The organism is Microcystis sp. LE19-41.2A (genome assembly GCF_027530405.1).
Lineage (GTDB): Bacteria > Cyanobacteriota > Cyanobacteriia > Cyanobacteriales > Microcystaceae > Microcystis > Microcystis aeruginosa.
The window spans coordinates 1-1,179 of record NZ_JAPZQJ010000265.1 but is presented as its reverse complement, the minus strand read 5'-3'; the positions used below and the strand labels follow the sequence as shown (position 1 = coordinate 1,179).

Annotated in this window: 1 protein-coding gene; it reads left to right on the top strand. The window is 40.5% G+C overall.

Annotated features, from left to right (window positions below; translation table 11 throughout):
- The first annotated feature begins 93 nt into the window (after positions 1-93).
- Positions 94-1,145, top strand: a protein-coding gene (locus O9290_RS11525; RefSeq protein WP_288087067.1) for an ISKra4-like element ISMae18 family transposase whose coding sequence is annotated in 2 segments (ribosomal slippage) — positions 94-250 and positions 250-1,145 — 1,053 coding nt in all. Because the reading frame shifts where the segments join, the coding sequence is not laid out codon by codon here.
- Positions 1,146-1,179: the final 34 nt, after the last annotated feature.

Genomic DNA, 1,179 nt, shown 5'->3' with positions numbered 1-1,179 from the left:
GGGAGCATCCCAATTTTGCCATAAGTATAAATGCTTAGAGACTAAAAACGTTAGCTAAGGCAAAATAAAGAGAAACAATTAAACGGTAGAATCATGAATACAGACCAAAAAGAACAACTAGATCAACATTTAAAAGCCATTGCTCAAATTCTAGTCGATAATACCCCAGAAGAACAACTACGTAGCTTTGAGGGCATTGAAACCGCCCTGCGAGACCATTGGCTGACTACATTGGGTCCTGCCATAGGCAATTTTTTTTTGAATCAGCAACAGGAACCCAAGCAGGGCGAACCAAAAGCGTAAGCAGTATCATAGGGAAAGTCAAGATAAGCGAGAAACAAGCCGATAAACTAGGATTAAGCAAGAATAATCGATTAAGTCCCATGCTGGAGAAATGTTGCTTAGGAGCAGTGGCTAAAGTCTCTTTTGAAGATGCGGAAAAAGATCTCAAAATGGCGACAGGAATGGCAGTTTCAGGCAGTAGTCAACAGAGGCTTGTACAAAGATATAAATTTGAGGAAGCAGAAGCAAAGAGTCCGGTAGAAGCATTGAGTGTAGAGGTCGGAAAAGTCAGAATCAGAACGCCCAAAGGACAACCGAGTCAAGGTCGAGATTACAAAGCAGTAAGTCTGCATGGTCAAGAATGTGCGGGATTTTTTCAGCAAAATGAAGAATTACTGGAATGGGTGAACCGTCAGCCCTTAACAGAGGTAGTCACCTGTTTAGGAGATGGTCATGATGGGGTGTGGAATCTGATGGAGAAAATCGGTGTTAAAAGGAGAGAAATATTGGATTGGTATCATTTAGTAGAGAATATGAATAAAATAGGCGGGTCAAACAAGCGTCTGAATAGAATCAAAGAGAATTTATGGAAAGGAGAGGTGAAAAGAGTTTTAGAGGAATTAGAGGGATGCAAAAAGAAACAGGCTATAAATTTCACCAAATATGTCGATAAACATCGAGAAAGAATACCCAATTACGAACTCTATCAATCACAAGGGATTTGCATCGGTTCTGGAAGTGTAGAGTCAAAGATTAAGCAAATAGGTGCAAGAATGAAAATTGTGGGAGCACAATGGAAAGCAGAGAATGTTCCTCAGTATTTGAAGCTACGTTGTGCTTATCTCAACGGCGATATTGCCTGAGTATTTTTACTCATTGCAAAACTGGGATGCTCCC